The sequence below is a fragment of the Rhodococcus sp. BS-15 genome (genome assembly GCF_000813105.1).
Taxonomy (GTDB): domain Bacteria; phylum Actinomycetota; class Actinomycetes; order Mycobacteriales; family Mycobacteriaceae; genus Rhodococcoides.
Genome location: NZ_BAOX01000087.1, coordinates 1 through 16663, shown reverse-complemented (window position 1 = coordinate 16663; position 16663 = coordinate 1). Strand labels below are relative to the sequence as shown.

13 protein-coding genes and 3 pseudogenes are annotated in these 16663 nt (G+C 65.4%); 9 read left to right on the top strand and 7 right to left on the bottom strand.

Translation table 11 applies throughout. From position 1 onward, the window contains the following. From RHBS_RS12630 to RHBS_RS12620, 3 genes and pseudogenes are all read right to left on the bottom strand, one after another. A pseudogene (locus RHBS_RS12630) lies at positions 1-244 on the bottom strand (YbdD/YjiX family protein); the annotation flags it as partial. A 29-nt stretch (positions 245-273) separates the two neighbouring features. Then, positions 274-1290, bottom strand: coding sequence for a glutathione S-transferase family protein (locus tag RHBS_RS12625; protein ID WP_121873571.1), 1017 nt, complete (start codon positions 1288-1290; stop codon positions 274-276). A gap of 56 nt (positions 1291-1346) precedes the next feature. Beyond that, complete coding sequence (locus RHBS_RS12620; RefSeq protein WP_121873226.1) at positions 1347-2099, bottom strand: GNAT family N-acetyltransferase; 753 nt, start codon at positions 2097-2099, stop codon at positions 1347-1349. A gap of 173 nt (positions 2100-2272) precedes the next feature. Here RHBS_RS12620 and RHBS_RS12615 point away from each other — a divergent pair, with 173 nt between their 5' ends. The 3 genes from RHBS_RS12615 to RHBS_RS12605 all read left to right on the top strand — a co-directional run bounded on the left by RHBS_RS12615 (position 2273) and on the right by RHBS_RS12605 (position 4819). Next, positions 2273-2476 carry a cold-shock protein gene (locus RHBS_RS12615; protein ID WP_008714360.1) on the top strand — a complete coding sequence of 68 codons (204 nt, stop codon included), beginning with the start codon at positions 2273-2275 and terminating at the stop codon, positions 2474-2476. Positions 2477-2750: 274 nt separating this feature from the next. After that, a complete protein-coding gene (locus RHBS_RS12610) occupies positions 2751-3368 on the top strand; it encodes a PadR family transcriptional regulator (protein ID WP_121873225.1) in 618 nt (205 codons plus the stop codon). Beyond that, positions 3365-4819: a DHA2 family efflux MFS transporter permease subunit gene (locus RHBS_RS12605; protein WP_128645702.1), complete on the top strand. Its 1455-nt coding sequence runs from the start codon at positions 3365-3367 to the stop codon at positions 4817-4819. The genes RHBS_RS12610 and RHBS_RS12605 overlap by 4 nt, the downstream gene beginning before the upstream one ends. 66 nt (positions 4820-4885) lie before the next feature. Here the strand turns inward: RHBS_RS12605 and RHBS_RS12600 are convergent, their stop codons facing one another. Further along, the gene (locus RHBS_RS12600; protein WP_032396497.1) at positions 4886-6031 is read right to left on the bottom strand and encodes an acyl-CoA dehydrogenase family protein; all 1146 of its coding nucleotides are present in this window, start codon (positions 6029-6031) and stop codon (positions 4886-4888) included. An 89-nt stretch (positions 6032-6120) separates the two neighbouring features. Between RHBS_RS12600 and RHBS_RS12595 the strand changes: the two genes are divergently transcribed. Both RHBS_RS12595 and RHBS_RS12590 read left to right on the top strand, forming a co-directional pair. Beyond that, positions 6121-6912 carry an enoyl-CoA hydratase/isomerase family protein gene (locus RHBS_RS12595; RefSeq protein WP_121873570.1) on the top strand — a complete coding sequence of 264 codons (792 nt, stop codon included), beginning with the start codon at positions 6121-6123 and terminating at the stop codon, positions 6910-6912. 10 nt (positions 6913-6922) lie between these two features. Continuing rightward, positions 6923-7865 (top strand): annotated as a pseudogene (locus RHBS_RS12590) (adenosine deaminase). Between the two features lies 1 nt (position 7866). On the opposite strand, the pseudogene RHBS_RS12585 reads toward RHBS_RS12590, so the two are convergent. Beyond that, positions 7867-9209 (bottom strand): annotated as a pseudogene (locus RHBS_RS12585) (molybdopterin-dependent oxidoreductase). Between RHBS_RS12585 and RHBS_RS32210 the strand changes: the two are divergent. Further along, on the top strand, positions 9100-9399 hold the full coding sequence (locus tag RHBS_RS32210; protein WP_374700588.1) for a hypothetical protein: 300 nt from the start codon (positions 9100-9102) through the stop codon (positions 9397-9399). The pseudogene RHBS_RS12585 and the gene RHBS_RS32210 overlap by 110 nt on opposite strands. Before the next feature lie 18 nt (positions 9400-9417). Here the strand turns inward: RHBS_RS32210 and RHBS_RS12580 are convergent, their stop codons facing one another. Next, positions 9418-10731, bottom strand: a complete 1314-nt coding sequence (locus tag RHBS_RS12580) for a D-arabinono-1,4-lactone oxidase (RefSeq protein ID WP_121873221.1) — start codon at positions 10729-10731, stop codon at positions 9418-9420. A 75-nt stretch (positions 10732-10806) separates the two neighbouring features. On the opposite strand from RHBS_RS12580, the gene RHBS_RS12575 reads away from it, so the two are divergent. Beyond that, positions 10807-11448 (top strand): TetR/AcrR family transcriptional regulator, encoded by a 642-nt coding sequence (locus RHBS_RS12575; protein ID WP_121873220.1) that lies wholly within the window; start codon positions 10807-10809, stop codon positions 11446-11448. A 90-nt stretch (positions 11449-11538) separates the two neighbouring features. Beyond that, entirely contained in the window at positions 11539-12753 is a 1215-nt protein-coding gene (locus RHBS_RS12570) for an alanine racemase (protein WP_121873219.1), read from the top strand. Here the strand turns inward: RHBS_RS12570 and RHBS_RS12565 are convergent. Then, complete coding sequence (locus RHBS_RS12565; protein WP_121873218.1) at positions 12723-16172, bottom strand: bifunctional RecB family nuclease/DEAD/DEAH box helicase; 3450 nt, start codon at positions 16170-16172, stop codon at positions 12723-12725. The two genes, RHBS_RS12570 and RHBS_RS12565, sit on opposite strands and share 31 nt — an antisense overlap. A 79-nt stretch (positions 16173-16251) precedes the next feature. Here RHBS_RS12565 and RHBS_RS12560 point away from each other — a divergent pair. Continuing rightward, positions 16252-16663 (top strand): alpha/beta fold hydrolase (locus tag RHBS_RS12560; RefSeq protein ID WP_237669190.1); only part of this gene is annotated, 412 nt, incomplete at its 3' end.

Here is a 16663-nt window from a genome sequence, read left to right as displayed (position 1 = left end):
GATCGCCGCGGCACCCGCCCACCGCCGAGCCGCTGCCGGTGACGGCGAGCAGGAATCGCTTCTCGAGGCGTTCGATGATCTGTGCCGGGGTGTCGTACGGGTGTGCTCGACGCACGTGCGCGACGTATTTGTCGACGGCGGGTCCCTGGAGGCGGCTGGCGTTGTCGAGGATGTTGACCAGCGCGCGTTCGAGCTTGCCTCCGCCCCCGACCTCGACCTGTGCGTCGTCCTTCTTGCCGGCCATCGGTCCTCTTTCTTCTGGAGAGTTGTGAGTCAGTGCACCCAGTGATCGGATGGAACGAGTTCCTCGGGCTTCGGCGGCGGGGGAGCGGTGCCGTCGCCGAAGGGTGATCCTCCCAGGGATTCGCGGCCGTGTGGTTCGAGCCATCCGGTCAGATCCGGGCCCTTGGGGACGATGCCCGACGGATTGATGTCGGTGTGCACCTCGTAGTAGTGCCGCTTGATGTGGTCGAAGTCGACGGTGTCGCCGAATCCGGGGGTCTGGAACAGGTCGCGTGCGTAGTTCCACAGCACCGGCATCTCGCTGAGCTTGCTTCGATTGCACTTGAAGTGGCCGTGGTAGACCGGATCGAAGCGCACGAGCGTGGTGAACAGGCGCACGTCGGCCTCGGTGATGTGGTCCCCGACGAGGTAGCGCTGCGTGGACAGGCGTTCGACGAGCCAGTCGAGACGGTCGAACAGTTGATCGTAGGCCTTGTCGTACGCCTCTTGCGAGCCGGCGAATCCGCAGCGGTAGACGCCGTTGTTGACGTCTCGGAACACGAGATCGGCCACCTCATCGATCTCGCCGCGCAGCGCCTCGGGGTACAGATCGGGGGCTCCGGCGCGGTGGTACTGAGTCCACTCGGTGGACAGGTCGAGTGTGATCTGCGGGTAGTCGTTGGTGACGACCTCGCCGGTGGGAACATCGACGATGGCGGGGACGGTGATGCCGCGCTCGTACTCCGGGAAGCGGGCGAAGTACGCATCCTGCAACCTCGGGATCTGCAGCACCGAGTCGACGCCGCCCGGCTCTTCCTGAAAGTTCCAGCTGCGTGGGTCGTGGGTCGGTCCCGGAATACCCAGCGACAGCACGTCTTCGAGGCCGAGCAATCGACGAACGATGATGGACCTATGGGCCCACGGGCAGGCGCGCGCGGCGATCAGTCGATACCGTCCCGGCTCCACCGGGTAGCCGTCCCGGCCGTCGGCGGTGATCCGCGTCGGGATGTAGTTGGTGTCGCGCTTGAATTCCTTACCCGGCTTCACGTAGGCGGCATCGTCGGCCATGTTGATCACTCCTCGCATCGATCTGTTCTGTCGACGCTACCCAGTTCGGAGCCGACTCAATCTCGATCAGCGCGCGGTACGGCGGTGTGACACGCGCCGATCTCCACGTAACCCAGCCGCGCGGCGAGGCGTCGAGCACTGGCGTTCTCGGGTCGCGATCGCCACTGCGGAATCAGGCCGTCGTCGATGGCGTCGTTGGTTGCCAACCTGCCGACCACCTGGGCGTGGCCCCGTCGGCGATGGTCCGGGTCCGTCAGGACCCGCATGTCGGCCAGGATCAGTTGCTCTTCCGAGTAGCCGGCCGAGGCGAGGGAGCGCGCCGAGTCCGCCGGTCGGTCGTCGCCGAGCAATGTGAACCAGTGTCGCGAGACCGGTTCGCCGAATGCTTCGGCGACGTCGGCGTCACTGCAGTGCGCGGCGAGGTTGCGTGCGTGTTCCGCATCGTGGGAGATCAGCGGGTCGTGTACGTCGATGGTGTGGCCGATGTCCGAGCCGTAGGCCAGCATGTGACTGCCGATCTCGTAGCGCTCCGAGCGGTCACCCAGCAGCAACGAGATCCAGGTTCGGTCGGTACCGGCGTGGCCGGCGATCGCGCGTGATGCTTCGACGGCCCAGGACGGACCGACGATCACGGTGGTCTCGGCCAGTCGCAGCACGGTGATGTCCTCGGTGGCACCGACATGTTCGACGCGGTCGGCGTCGGTGTCGAGGGCGCGATCGTCCAGCTGCAACCGGCGACACCAGGCCAGGCGGACGATGTCGAGTCGGTGGGAATCGAACGGGCCGGCATCGAGAAGGGGAAAATCCACGTCTGAACCCTAGCCACAGAGGCGCTGGGCGACGTTTCGGTTTCACCGTCCCAAAGCAATCTTTCGAACTTTTTTGCCCCCGGTGTTTCGCTCAGCGCCGATAGATGGCAGACTCACTTTTGAGATTAGAGCTTCGACGTGAAGATCTAGCTCGCTTACAGAAGGTTTACAGAATGACGCAGGGCAGTGTGAAGTGGTTCAACGGCGAAAAGGGCTTCGGCTTCATCGAGCAGGATGGTGGCGGACCGGACGTTTTCGTTCATTACTCGGAGATTCAGGGTAGCGGCTTCAAGTCGCTCGACGAGGGCCAGCGCGTGGAGTTCGAGGTGGGCCAGGGTCAGAAGGGCCCCCAGGCTACCGGCGTCCGCGCCATCTGATTCAAGCTTCGTAACCCGACTTCTCCTGGTGGAGTGAACTTCTCGAAGTAAGTTTCACCAGAAACTCGGTGACAAGGCCGGATACACGGAAGAAATTCCGAGTATCCGGCCTTCGTCTGTTTTACAGGGCATCGACCTCGGTCGGTGCCCTGTGTGTGTTGTATGTCCGATAGATCCGCAGGTCGGAGGATTGTCCGGGTTGCTTTGCACTCGCCGGGACCCATATATTCCAGTCGGAATAATTCGAGCGGAGTATCAGACCGGGGGTGGGGCGATGCGGGATGGAGCGGTCAATCCCCTGGGCGTATCGGTGCTCGCCTTGCTGTCGGAAGGTCCGATGCATCCCTACGAGATGTATCAACTTCTGTTGTCGCGCAAAGAGGATCGCATCGTCAAGATCCGCCCCGGATCGCTCTATCACGCGGTGACCAGGCTGCACGAGCGTGAGCTGGTCACCGAAGTGGGTACGGACCGCGGTGGCAACCGTCCGGAACGCACGACCTACGAGATCACGCCCGCTGGACGTCGAGTGCTCACCGATCGACTTGCGGAGATTCTTCGAACTCCGGTGCGCGAGTATCCGCAATTCGTTCTCGGTCTTTCCGAGATGCACAACCTGTCGGCGTCCGAGGCTGTCGCCCATCTGCGCGGCCGCATCGAAGACCTGGCCGAGGATATCGCGGAGCTGGCCGGCTACCAGCAGCTTGCCGCAGACCGGAAGGTCTCCGAAATCTATTGGGCCGGAATCGATTACCTCCACCATATGCAGTCCGCGGAGGTGAGCTGGTTGACCCGATACATCGAACGTATCGACAGCGGCGATCTCCCGTGGCCGCACGACATTTCCGCACAGCACACGACGCTGACGGATCGGAACCAGGAGAGCACATGAACGTCGTCGAGACCGCTCCGCCGCAACGAGAGATCAAACCCTGGCCCGCCCTGTGGGCGCTGTGCCTCGGTTTCTTCATGATTCTGGTCGACACCACCATCGTGGCCGTCGCTCAGCCGGCCATCCTCGCGGGCCTGAACACCGACATCAACAACGTCATCTGGGTGACCAGCGCGTATCTGCTGGCCTATGCGGTGCCGCTGCTCGTCACCGGGCGTCTCGGTGACAAGTTCGGTCCCAGAAACCTCTACATCGCCGGCCTCGTCCTGTTCACACTCGCGTCGGCATGGTGTGGCCTCTCCGGGTCCATCGAGATGCTCATCGCGGCTCGTGCAGTCCAGGGCATCGGTGCTGCGATGATCACCCCGCAGACGATGGCCGTGATCACCCGGGTGTTCCCCGCCGAGAAGCGCGGAACGGCCATGGGGGCGTGGGGTGCCGTCGCAGGCGTGGCGACACTCGTAGGCCCGATCCTCGGCGGCGTCCTGGTCGACTCCCTCGGCTGGGAGTGGATCTTCTTCATCAATCTGCCGGTCGGCGTCGTCGCAATTGCGTTGGCGCTCAGGTTCGTTCCTGTTCTGCCCACGAACGACCACAAGTTCGATCTCCTCGGTGTCGCAATGAGCGCAATCGGACTGTTCTGCATCGTGTTCGGCATCCAGGAGGGTCAGAAGTACGACTGGGGGACGGGTATCTGGATCCTCATCGGCGTCGGACTGCTCGTCTTCGCCGGGTTCGTCTACTGGCAGGCGGTGAACAAGCGCGAACCGCTGGTTCCGTTGGCGCTCTTCCGCGATCGCAACTTCTCGCTGTCCAACATCGGTATCGCCGCAATGGGTTTCGCGATGTCCGGCATGATGCTGCCGATCATGTTCTACGCACAGAGCGTCACCGGGCTCACCCCGACACGTTCGGCTTTGCTGTTCGTGCCGATGGCCCTGCTGACCGGCCTTCTTGCACCCAATGTCGGCAGGCTCGTCGACAGGACCCATCCCCGCTACATCGCCGGTTCGGGACTGTTCATTCTGGCCGCGTCGCTGCTGTGGTTCGCCTACGAGATGACACCCACCACCGCGATCTGGAAGTTGCTGCTCCCCGTCGCAGCGATGGGTGTGGCGAATGCGTTGATCTGGTCACCGCTGGCCGCCACGGCGACGCGCAATCTGCCGATGAGCCAGGCCGGCGCGGGCTCGGGCATCTACAACACCACCCGCATGATCGGCTCCGTGCTCGGTAGTGCGGGCATCGGCGCGCTCATCCAATCGCGCTTGGCCGCCGAACTACCTACCGGTGGATCGGCATCGGAGGCAAACGAATTCGCCGGCCGAGTGCCCGAGATGCTGCGTGACGGCTTCACCACCGCAATGGCGCAGTCGCTGATTCTGCCCGCTGCCGTGTTGATCGTCGGCATGATTGCGGTCTGCTTCTACGCTCGGCCTGCGTTCAAGTAGTGCCTGCGGCAGTGGTGCGGTTAGGTGCCCCCTGCGGCACACAACCACACCACTGCGCGAAGCGCACTACAGGCCCAGATCGCGGCCGATGAGTTCCTTCATGATTTCGTTCGATCCGGCCCAGATCTTGGTCACGCGAGCGTCTTTCCATGCCCGAGCGGCACGGTATTCGTTCATGAATCCGTAGCCGCCGTGCAGCTGGACGCAGTGGTCGAGGATTTCGTTCTGTACCTGCGAGCTCCACCACTTCGCCTTGGCGGCGTCGATGGCCGTCAGTTCACCGATGCCGTGCGCGGCGATGCAGTTGTCGATGTACGCCTGTGCCACATCGAGTTTGGTGACGAGCTCGGCGAGCAGGAACTTGTTCCACTGCAGTGAGCCGATCTGCTGGCCGAACGCCTTGCGATCCTTGGCGTATTGCAGCGTCTCTTCGAGGATGGGGCGGACGTGTCCGAGGTTGGCCACCGAGCAGCTGATCCGTTCCTGGGGGAGCAGCTGCATCATGTGGATGAAGCCGCCGTCGAATTCGCCGATCATGTTCGAGCTCGGGACGCGCACGTTCTCGAAGAACAGCTCGGCCGTGTCGGATTCGGGCTGGCCGACCTTGTCGAGCTTGCGGCCGCGGGAGAATCCTTCGGTGCCGTTCTCGACGGCGAAGAGCGTGATGCCCTTGGCCTTCTTCTCCGGCGTCGTTCGGGTGGCGACGATGACGAGGTCTGCGGAATTGCCGTTGGTGATGAAGGTCTTCGAACCGTTGATGATGAAGTCGTCGCCGTCCTTGACGGCGGTGGTCTTCAGCGCGGCCAGGTCGGAGCCGCCGGACGGTTCGGTCATCGCGATCGCGGTGAGGATCTCGCCGCTGCAGAAGCCGGGGAGCCAGCGCTTCTTCTGCTCCTCGGTGGTGAGCTTGACCAGGTAGGGCGCGACGATGTCGACGTGAATACCGAAGCACGACGCCACCGCGGCACTCGAGCGGGCGAGTTCCTCGGCGAGGACGGCGTTGAATCGGTAGTCCTCGGCTCCGCTGCCGCCGTATTCTTCCGGCACTTCGAGTCCGAGGAAGCCGTTCCGTCCTGCTTCGAGCCAGATCTCCCGGTCGATGTACCGCTGTTCGACGAGCTTCTCCTCGACCGGTGTGATGGTACGGGTGACGAACTCGCGCACCGACGCACGGAAGTCCTCGTGATCGGCCTCGAACAGGCTGCGCTTCATGTATCTGTTCCTCTCGGTAACGGTGAGTTACCTGGGCACAATACTCGTTGGTAACAACCGCCACGGACCGGTGTGGCACTATGCGAACCATGGCTGACGCACCCACTTCGCTCGTTCGTACCACCACCGCGGCAGGCGCCGAGGTCGCCGTCCTCACCTTCGATCACGGCCCGCTCAACCTCTTCGATCAGGCCATGTTCGACGCGGTGGTCGCTGATGTCGCCGATCTCGTCGCGCGACCTCCGCGGGCGGTATTGCTGCGCGCCGAGGGCAAGGTGAACTCCGCGGGTGTCGACGTGCATGTCTTCGAGGGCCTGTCCGCCGCGCAGGGTGCCGATCTGTGGAGTGGTCTGTTCGCGCAGATTGCTCATCCGCTCGAGGCGCTGCCCTGCCCGGTGATCTACGCCGCGCACGGTCTGACGCTCACCGCGGCATTCGAGATCTCGCTGGCGTGCGACATCATTCTTGCCGGTCCCAAGGCCAAGTTCGGTCTGGTCGAGACCGTCGTCGGGTTGACGCCGTCGATGGGAGGGCCGCAGCGCCTCGCCGAGCGGGCCGGTTCGGGTCGTGCTCGGGAGCTCGTCATGACCGGTGACCTGTACGACGCGCAGACGCTGAAGGAGTGGGGCGTGGTCAATCAGATCCATGACGACGTCGACGCCGCGGCGCTCGCTCTGGCACATCGACTGGCCGACGGACCCACCGTCGCGCATGCGGCAACGAAACAGATTGTGGCAGCGTGGCGTTCGGGCGGTGTGGCCCATGCGGACGAGATCACCTCGGAGGTCTCCGGCGCACTGTTCGAGACAGAGGATCTGCGGGGTGCGGTGAAGAGCTTCCTCGAGGTCGGTCCGGGCAAGGCGACGTACACGGGCAAGTAGCATCGGGTGAGTGAGTACTGACCAGCTGGCCGAACTGCACCTGCACATCGAGGGGTCACTCGAACCTCCGCTGATATTCGAGCTCGCCGAGCGCAACGGATTGTCGTTGCCGTACAACGACATCGACGGACTGCGCGCGAAGTACGAGTTCACCGACCTGCAGTCGTTCCTGGATCTGTACTACGCGAACATGGCCGTGCTGCGCACGGGCGAGGATTTCGCCGACCTCGCCCGGGCCTACTTCCGCCGCACCGCGCAGGCCGGGGTGACGCACGCGGAGATCTTCTTCGATCCGCAGGCGCACACCGAGCGCGGTGTCCCCCCTCGAGGCCGTCGTCGACGGATTGGCCGACGCCTGCGCTTCCAGCGAGCGCGAGTTCGGCGTCACCAGTGGGTTGATCGCGTCGATCCTGCGAGACAAGCCGGTGCTGCACGCCAATCAACTGCTGGACGATCTATTGGCGATGCAGGCCCCGATCATCGGTCTCGGTCTCGATTCCGCAGAGGTGGGCTATCCGCCGTCGCTGTTCGTGGACGTGTTCGCCAAGGCGCGCGCCGAGGGGTTGCACGTCGTCGCCCACGCCGGCGAAGAGGGGCCGCCCGATTACATCTGGCAGGCACTGGACCTGCTGAAGGTCGAGCGCATCGACCACGGTGTGCGGTGCCTCGAAGACGAGGCGCTGGTGAATCGACTTGTCGAGGAACAGATTCCGCTCACCGTGTGCCCGCTGTCCAACGTCCGGCTCAAGGTGATCGACAATGTCGGGCAGCTACCGCTGCGGCAGATGCTCGAGCGCGGACTTCTCGTGTCGATCAATTCCGACGATCCCGCCTACTTCGGTGGCTACGTCGACGACAACTTCTCTGCCCTCGAAGCGGGAATGGGCCTCACCGGGGCCGAGCGAAAGCAGTTGGCCGAGAACTCGATCCGCGCGAGCTTCCAGACTGTCTAGATCAGCTCGCCGTCACCGAGATTCGCGGGTAGCCGGTGGCACCGTCGGGAACGGTGTCGGCGGTCTGGTTGGTCTGTAGCTCGCCTGCGGAGTTGGTGGCGCGCGCTCGGATCGAGTGTTGGCCTGCGGGTAGGTCGAGTTCTACAGTCCATTGCCGCCAGGTGTCCTTGGAGTACTCCTCCGACAGTGTTGTCGGCACCCAGTTGCCCTCGTCCACTTGCACTTCCACGGCGTCGATGCCGGTGTGTTGGTCCCAGGCGACGCCCGCGATCACGGTCCGCCCGGCGGGCACGGAACTGCCCGATCGTGGAGTGTCGATTCGCGAGGCCGTCTTGATCGGTCCGCGTGCGCCCCAGCCGCGGTCGGTCCAGTATGCCGTCGCGCTGTCGAATCGGGTGATCTCGATGTCGGTGACCCACTTGGTCGCCGAGACGTATCCGTACAGACCGGGGGACGACGAGCCGCGCCGGGTAGCCGTGCTCGACGGGCAGCGGTGCGCCGTTCATGCCGACCGCCAGCAGGGCGTCGCGGCCGTCGAGCAGAACCTCGAGGGGAGTGCCCGCGGTGAAGGCGTCACTGCTCGACGACAGCGCCATGTCTGCGTCGGGGGAGATGCCTGCTTCTTCGAGAATGTCCTTGAGCGGGTAGCCGATCCACGTTGCGTTGCCCACGAGATCACCGCCGACGATGTTGGACACGCAAGTCAGGGTGACGGTCTTTTCCACTGCTTGTCTTTGCGCAAGGTCGGCGAACGTCAGCTCGATCTCGCGGTCCACCATGCCGTGGATCCGCAACGACCACGTATCCGACGCCACCCGCGGTACGACCAGTGCGGTGTCGATGCGGTAGAAGTCGTCGTTCGGGGTGATGTACGACGCGAGGCCGTCGATCTTCAGGTCCGCCCCCGCCGGTATCGGGGGTTGCGGGGTCGGCGTGGGCAGCATGAAGCCGAGTCGATCGGCGGTGACTGCTCGGGCCGAGGTGAGCATTCGTCCGGCTGTTCCGGCGACGACGCCGAGTACCGCGGCACCGGCGGCGAGGGTGAGGAAGCTGCGTCGGTTCATGCCCTCGGTCGCAGGCGCGGCGGCACCGATGAGGGCGTGCAGTACGACGATGCCCACGACGACGCCGCCGATGGTCGGGACTGCGTAGAAGGCCGTCGCGTCGGGGGCGAGTCGCTGCCGCGAGTACGCCCACAACGCCCAGTGCGGCGAACACCACCGCACCGATCGGCTTGCGGGCGATTCCGGCCGCTGCGGCAATCGCTCCGATCACCACGGCCATGCCGACGAACAGCGCGAGCTTGTCGGAGGTGCCGAACGTGTCGATGGCCCATTCACGGATCGGGGCCGGACTGTGGTCGACGGCCGAGGACCCGACGGCAGTCAGCGGTGACGAGTTGGGTCCGATGGGGACGGCGATCAATTCACCGACGCCGAGGACCACCCCGGCGGCGACGATGCCGGACAGCGCGCGTTTTCCTGTGCTCACTCGCTCCAATGTAAGCGAATCGGTCGTGCGCGGTAGTTCGTAGCCTGCTACGAGTTACCGCTCACGACAGCAGACGCTCGAGGTACTCGCTGCCGAACAGCTTCCCCGGGTCCATCGAATCGCGGACGCGCAGGAAATCTTCGAAGTGTTCGTAGGTATCACGCAGCTCGTCGCCGCCGAGGGAGTGCAGTTTGCCCCAGTGCGGTCGCCCGTCGACGCTGCGGCAGATGGCCTCGACTGCATCGAAGTATTCGCGGTGATCGCGGCGGTGGTACTGGTGCACGGCGATGTAGGCCGTCGGGCGTCCGTACGCGGTGGAGAGCCAGATGTCGTCGGCCGCGGCGAAGCGCACTTCGACAGGGAACGCGATGGCTGTCGAAGACCGCTCGAGCCAGCGATTCACCTCGCGCAGCACCCAGCCGATCTCGGCCGCAGGCACGGCGTACTCCATCTCGACGAACCTGACGGTCCGCGACGACGCGAACACCCGATACGAGCGGTCGGTGTGCTCGCGAGCCGACAACGCTCGGGCCGAGATCGCGTTGACCCGGGGAATCAGGGCCGGCATTCGCGTCACCATGCGGTTGAGACCCTCGAAGACCGTGTTGGACAACAGCTCGTCGTCGATGTACGAGCGCACCTTTCCCAGCGGCTTCAACACGGCATCGCCGGGTAGCCGGGTGTTGCGTTTGGTCAGCACGCGGTCGGTGTGCGGAAACCAGTAGAACTCGAAGTGGTCGACGCCTGCGACGGTCGCATCGAGATCGGCCATGGTTGCCCGCAACGTCGACGGCTCTTCCACGGCTCGTAGGGCGAAGGCCGGAACGCACTCGAGCGTGACTCGGGTGATGACGCCGAGTGCACCGAGACCGATGCGGGCGGCGTCGAACAGTTCTGTGTTCTCCGCGCGAGAGCACTGCACGAGTTCGCCGTCCGCGGTCATCAGTTCCACTGCGCACACCTGGGTGGCGATGCCGCCGAAACGGCCTCCCGTTCCGTGAGTACCCGTGGAGATGGCTCCGGCGACGGACTGTTCGTCGATGTCGCCGAGGTTGGTCATGGCCAGGCCGAGGTCCCACAACCGCGCGGTCAGCTCGCGCAGCCGAGTGCCCGCGAGCACCGTCACCCGGGCAGAACCGTCGTCGCTGCGCACAACGGATTCGATGCCGCGCAGCGAATCCAGACCGATCTGGACGCCGTTGGTGACCGCGATCGGAGTGAAGGAATGGCCGGCCCCGACGCACCGCACTGTGCGCGATCGTTCGACGGCACCCGCCAGCACGGCGCGCAGCTCGTCCACCGACCTGGGCTCGGAGCGCTTCGCCGGAAAAGCGTGTTGATTGCCCGCCCAGTTCTGCCACGACCGCTCGATCATCGAATCACTATCCCGCAGCGCGCTCCCCTGGGGCAATCCGAGGCACAGACCTCGCCCGCGCCCTAGGATCGGGTCATGCAATCGAGGCTGCCCGCTGATGTGCGACGCGCACAACTGGTGCAGTCTGCGATCGATGTCGCCGAGCGGGTCGGCATCGAGTCCCTGACCGTGCGCGCTCTCTCGGAGCATGCGGAGGTCACCAAGGGCATCGTGCAGTACCACTTCGAGACCAAGCAGGATCTGGTGATCGCGATGGGCGAGCACCTCATCGTCGACGTCACCGAGATTCTGCACGCCGCGTTGGACAGTGCCGTGGGCACGCGCGAACTCCCGGGCGTCCGTGGCCTGCGAGAGCTGGTGCACGGCGGTCTGAGCGCGGTGTGGTTGCTGATCGAGAAGTCACCGGATCGGCAGTTGCTCGCCTACGAGATCAAGACCTATCTGCTGCGTCATCGCGCGCTCGGGTCCGCCACGGCCGCCGAGATCGCCAGTGGGCAGTACCGAATCCGAGACTCCGAGGCCCGGTTGTTCTTCGAGAAGTGTTCCGCTCACACCGGTACGCGCTGGCTCGAGCCGGTGGCCTCGATCGCGCGTTTCGGAATGGCCACCCTCGACGGGCTGGTGCTGCGGTGGTTGGTCGACGGCGACGATCTCGAGGTGCTGGCGCAGATCGACGACCTGTCGGGGCTGATCGCGGGCAAGGCCATGGACTGCTGAGGACCGGCGTGGCCGATGCTCGCTGGGACTTCTGGGCTGCGGAGTGTTTGACTGTGTAGGCCTGGCAACGACGACGAAGGAATACGCCGCATGAGTTCGATCGCCGGTGTCGCAACCACCGACACGACACCACTGTCCCGTATCGCCGCTGCCACCGAGGGTCTCGAATCGCCTTTGGCTGCAGTCGATTCCGCTGCCCTCGATGCCAATACCGCGGCGCTGCGAGCACGGGCGGACGGGGTGCCGATCAGGATCGCGAGCAAGTCGGTTCGGTGCCGGGCGGTACTGGATCGGGTACTCGCGGCCGACGGCGTGAGCGGGGTCATGGCCTACTCCCTGCGTGAGGCGATCTGGTTGGCGCGCCACGGCGCGGAGGACATCCTGATGGGGTACCCGACGGTCGATCGCACCGCCCTCGCCCAGGTCGTCAACGATCGCGTTCTGTCCGGACGAATCACGCTGATGGTCGATGACGTCGCACAACTCGACATCGTGCGCGACGCCACCGACAGTGATCTTCTCAAGCCGCGTGTCTGTATCGACGTCGATGCCTCGCTACGGATCGGGCCGGTGCACATCGGTGTCAGACGTTCGCCGTTGCGCGAACCCGAGCAGGTCGCCGCCTTCGCGCGGGCGGCGCAGGCGCGTGGGTTCCGGGTGGTCGGTCTGATGTTCTACGAGGCACAGATCGCCGGTGTGCCCGATTCCAATCTTGCGGTGGAATGGATGAAGTCGCTGTCGTCGCGTGAGATCTCTACGCGCAGAACGGCGGTGGTCGAGGCCGTGACCGCGGCAGTGGGTCGGATCGAGATCGTCAACAGTGGCGGTACCGGGTCGATCGACTTCTCGGCGGCCGATCCGGTCGTCACCGAGGTGACCGCGGGATCGGGCTTGTTCGCGCCGACGCTGTTCGATCGGTATCGCGCATTCTCGGCCGAGCCTTCGCTGTTCTTCGCGCTGCCCGCGGTGCGCAAGCCGACGCCGCAGATCGCCACGCTGTTCGGTGGTGGCTACATCGCGTCGGGTCCGGCGTCGGCATCGAGGTCCCCGCGGCCGGTCGCGTGGTCGAGACAGGCCAGGGGAGTGGTGGCGTCCGGTCTGCGGTTGCTGCGCAACGAGGGTGCCGGCGAGGTGCAGACTCCGGTGAGCGGAGCCGAGGAGATCCGGATCGGTGATCGCGTCTGGTTCCGGCATGCCAAGGCGGGCGAGCTGTGCGAGCGATTCGACACCCTGCATCTGGTGCACGCCGACGGTTCCGTCGAGGCAGTCCCCACTTACCGTGGTGAGGGCATGGCGTTCGGCTGAATTCCGTTCTCGCACAGGCTCATGAAGGTGCCGAGAGTGACCAGTCCGGCCGGGGTCGACGGCAGGTACCGGGTCAGTGCCCGCGACCGGATCAGTATCGCGGCCCATTGGCCACGAGAGACGGCGACGTTGAGTCTGTTGCGGGACAACAGGAATCCCATGCCTCGCGGAACGTCCTCGATCGCCGACGCTGCCATCGAGATCAGCACCACCGGTGCCTGTCGTCCCTGGAACTTGTCCACGGTGCCCACCGCGACCTCGTCGAGGCCGGCGGCCGCGAGTCGCAGGGCGATGACGGCTACCTGCGCGTTGTAGGCCGCGACCACCAGGAAGTCGCCCTGGTGCATGGGCCGCGCACCCTCGAACGACTGCGGGTCGCGCCATTGCCGACCGAGCAGATTCTGCACGCGGGCGACGATCTCGTCGGCTTCCTCCACCGAGTCGGTGGAATTGCCGTGGTGGTCGAGGTAGACGGTGTGCAGTCCCGGTGCAAGCGACTCCAGCGAACGGGCCTGTGTCACAGCACTGTTGGACTCGAGTTTGCCCTCGTACGACAGCGTCGAGACCGGCGCACACAGATCGGGATGCATCCGCCACGTCGTGGCCAGAAAGTACCCGCGGTCGGCGGGCAGCGTCGGGTGACCGCTGGTGATCCAACCCAGAGCCGACTCGTCGACGGGTTCGGGGTGGGTGCCCTGGCTGACCTGCGGCAGCTGCGCCGGGTCGCCGAGCAGCAGCAGGTTACGTGCGGACACCGAGACGGCGATGGTGTTGGCCAACGAGAATTGCCCGGCCTCGTCGATGACCAGGAGATCGAGCGACTCGGGCGGAATGCGGCCGGGGTTGGAGAAGTCCCAGGCGGTACCGCCGATGACGCAGCCGTCCTCGGCCTCGGTGACGAAGCGGGAGTACTCCGCCGGGTCCACGACGGTATGGGATGTCGGTGCCTTCTTGCCCACTCGCCCCGGGTCGACGCCTGCCGCCACGATGGTGTCCAGCAGATTGTTCACCACGTGATGCGACTGGCCCACCACGCCGACCCGCCAGTGATGGACATCGACCAACTCGGCGATCACCCGTGCGGCGGTGTACGTCTTCCCGGTCCCGGGCGGCCCCTGCACGGCAACGTAGGAGAGATCGAGATCGAGCAGCGCCGCCGTGACGGCCGTCGCGTAGTCGCCGGCGTACACCTCGGGAAGGCCGGTGCCGGAACGGGTTCGGGGCGGCGAGAGCGTCAGCAGATCGGCAACGGCCGTGCGCGGAAGGTGCGGCAGGGCGGCGTTGACCTCGGCGGCGACGGCAACGATCGCCTGCTCCAGATACTTGGTCGCCGGGGGCGGTTCGGGTGCGGTGGCGATGGGGAAGTCGGGGTACTCGTCAACTCCCTTGCGCAGGTTCTCCTGCACCACCACCATGTCGAGGGTGCCCTCGTAGCCCGCCTGCACGATCTCGACCGTCGTGGTCGCGCGATGGGTCGGCTGCTGCTTCGGCAATCCCTCCGGGGCCGGGTCGTCGTAGAGCAGCTTTACCTTCGAGCTGGACAGGACTCCGCCCGTCAGGTGCCCCAGCAGTTTGAGCTGCCGTCGCAGAACCCGTTGCTTCGGTGCAGTTTTCATCCAGTCGTGCACCAGTTCGGCACGCTCGACCTTCAGCACGTCGGCCGCGTCGGCCCACTCGTCCAGTGGGTGGGTCAGGCGATCGAAGTGCGCCCACCAGAACGGCTTTCGTTCGCGTCGGTGATATCCGATGGAACCGGCGAACAGTGCGACGGCCTGTTGCGTGGAGGTCCGCTCCCACGGCAGACCGGCGTAGTCGGCGAGTTCGAGCTCGAGCGGGCTCGCGGTGTCGACGGCACCGTCCTCGAGCTCGAGGTGTTGCGGCGCGCGCGGGTGCACACCGGCATCCGAGGCGCGCCCCAGCAACCAATCCCGCAGTTGCAGTGTCGATTCGCAGTCGGTGCGGTTGTACTCGGCGATGTCGGCGAGCAACGCAGCAGCCTCGGCGTCCTTGCCCTGGTCTCGTAGATCGCACCAGTTCGCGTATTCGACGATCGACGCGGCCGCATCGGTGACGTCTCCGTCGCGGGCGGCGGGCATGTACAGGGGTTCGAGCTTCTTGATGCTGTAGGACCTGGCTCCGATGCGTACCGCAGATCGCACGATCGGATAGAGGTCCACCAGAACGTTGTCCCGCAGTAGGTCGTCGACCGCGTCCTCACCGACGCCGTAGCGTCCGGCGAGGCGCAGCAGCGCGGTCTTCTCGTACGGCGCGTAGTGGTAGACGTGCATGTTCGGGTGGGTGGCGCGACGGGTGGTCACGTAGTCGAGGAAGTCGATCAGAGCGCGGCGTTCCTGCGCGCGATCGTGCGCCCAGAACGGGAGGAAGTCGCCGTCGGCGGTGTAGACGCCGAACAGGTACTCGAGCCCCCATTCGGTGCTGCCGGCCTCGGCCCACAGTGGGTCGCCTTCGAAGTCGAAGAAGATGTCGCCCGGATCGGGCTCGGGGATCACGCCGAGGGCGTCGGCGTCGAAGATCTCGAACTCGGCGTCGCCGCTGTGTTCCTGGCGCACCTGCAGCGCGGCCTGAGCTCTCAGATTCGTCACCGTGCGAGTCGGCATGCCGTCCACGCTCCCGGTCGACGCGGCGAGTTGGTCGACCGTCGAGATGCCGGCGTCGAGCAGTCTGTCCCTGGTGCTCGCGCGCATGCCTGCGACGAGAACCAGGTCGCGGTGCTGTTCCACCTCGACCGTGCATGCCTCGCACTGCCCGCAGCCGGAATAGCGCGAGTCGAACCAGTCGACGACGGTGCCCTCGGCGTGGTGCTCGTCGAGTATGTGTTGCAGGTGTCCCCTTGACTGCCGGTAGACCGGAAGGATCTCGGCGAGCGAGTGCGCGGAGTCGCTGCCGTCGCCGAGCATCAGGTGCACCTCGTCGCTCGGAGTGATACCGCCGGACCGCAGCGCGTCCGCGTAGGCCGCCAACTGCAGCAGTGCCGGAACCTTCGCGTGCCGCGACAGCTTGGTGTCGTACACGGCGTACCGAGCGCCCTCGGCCACCAGGAAGTCGCAGAAACCGAGAAATCGGCCGTCGAAGAAGGTGGCCTGATAGACCACGGGTGTGCGGGAGGTGAGGGCGGTGAACGTCCCCCAGGCCGCGTCGGCCAGTTCCTGTGCCGTCCGTCCCGGTCGGTCCATCGTCAGAACGCCGCCGGGGAATCGCTGTTGGAATGTCTCGAGCTGACGGCGTTCGTGCTCGAATCCGAGTGCCGAGGTGCGGTCGAGCATCGGATCGGGCGCGGCGGTTGCCCGCGGGATCAGACCGGTGAGGCCGTCGAGTCGGCGGAGCAGTCCGAATTCGCACGACGCTGCCGCGGCGAGGTCGCTGGCGCTGTAGATGACGCGATCGCCGATGAGGAACACGCGCCCACCCTAGTCACCATCGCGAGCGGTACCGGTCACGTTGCGCGCGGATGCCGTCGCGAGGAGGCAAAATGATCGAATGCCTTTTTTCGACGGAGCCACCGGTGCTGTCCATTACCGAAACTGGACTGTTCCCGATGCTCGTTTCGGTCTCGTATTTCTGCACGGTCTCGGCCAGAACAGCGGCCACTATCACCGTTTCGCTCGGGTCCTCAACGGACGCGGAGTCGACGTGTGGGCGGTCGATCACGTGGGCCACGGCCTCACCGAGGGTGAGTTGACGGACGCTGCTCAGATCCCCGCACTCGCTCAGAACGCGCTGCAGTTGCTCGACATGGCCGAGGCCGAGCACCCGGAACTGTCGTTCGCCCTGATGGGCCATTCGTTGGGTGCGGCGACGGCCATCGCGGCTCTCGGCGCGCATCCGAAGGCGGTGCAGTGCGCCGTGCTGTGCGGAACGCCCAAGTCGGTGACCGGCTCGGTCACCGACC

What these genes read in the sequence shown, in the direction of transcription:
- RHBS_RS12625 (WP_121873571.1), bottom strand. Translation starts at nt 1,290, where the DNA reads ATGGCCGACGATGCCGCCTACGTGAAGCCGGGTAAGGAATTCAAGCGC.
- RHBS_RS12615 (WP_008714360.1), top strand. Translation starts at nt 2,273, where the DNA reads ATGACGCAGGGCAGTGTGAAGTGGTTCAACGGCGAAAAGGGCTTCGGC.
- RHBS_RS12610 (WP_121873225.1), top strand. Translation starts at nt 2,751, where the DNA reads ATGCGGGATGGAGCGGTCAATCCCCTGGGCGTATCGGTGCTCGCCTTG.
- RHBS_RS12605 (WP_128645702.1), top strand. Translation starts at nt 3,365, where the DNA reads ATGAACGTCGTCGAGACCGCTCCGCCGCAACGAGAGATCAAACCCTGG.
- RHBS_RS12600 (WP_032396497.1), bottom strand. Translation starts at nt 6,031, where the DNA reads ATGAAGCGCAGCCTGTTCGAGGCCGATCACGAGGACTTCCGTGCGTCG.
- RHBS_RS12595 (WP_121873570.1), top strand. Translation starts at nt 6,121, where the DNA reads ATGGCTGACGCACCCACTTCGCTCGTTCGTACCACCACCGCGGCAGGC.
- RHBS_RS12580 (WP_121873221.1), bottom strand. Translation starts at nt 10,731, where the DNA reads ATGATCGAGCGGTCGTGGCAGAACTGGGCGGGCAATCAACACGCTTTT.
- RHBS_RS12575 (WP_121873220.1), top strand. Translation starts at nt 10,807, where the DNA reads ATGCAATCGAGGCTGCCCGCTGATGTGCGACGCGCACAACTGGTGCAG.
- RHBS_RS12570 (WP_121873219.1), top strand. Translation starts at nt 11,539, where the DNA reads ATGAGTTCGATCGCCGGTGTCGCAACCACCGACACGACACCACTGTCC.